The 255-nt window shown below is 55.3% G+C and carries 1 rRNA gene; it reads left to right on the forward strand.

Annotated elements, in window-relative coordinates:
• Nucleotides 1-131: 131 nt before the first annotated feature.
• Nucleotides 132-248, forward strand: a 5S ribosomal RNA gene (gene rrf, locus AABA78_RS39145).
• Nucleotides 249-255: the final 7 nt, after the last annotated feature.

Consider the following 255-nt stretch of genomic DNA (forward strand, 5'->3'; position numbering starts at 1 on the left):
AGGCCAGGACGCCACCATGTGCGTCCGCCCGGAAGACATCAGCTATTCTCAATTGCTTCTTCATCTTCTGAAGAGGCTTCATTCAAGCAGAAGCTTGCAACTTACCCTTCGTATGCACCGTCATTCGCTTTTCCGGTGGCAATGTCGGAGGGGTCACACCCGTTCCCATCCCGAACACGGAAGTTAAGCCCTCCAGAGCCGATGGTACTCCGCGGGAAACCGCGTGGGAGAGTAGGTCGCTGCCGGATTCTTTTT

Source organism: Corallococcus caeni (genome assembly GCF_036245865.1).
In the GTDB taxonomy this organism is placed as follows: Bacteria; Myxococcota; Myxococcia; order Myxococcales; family Myxococcaceae; genus Corallococcus; species Corallococcus caeni.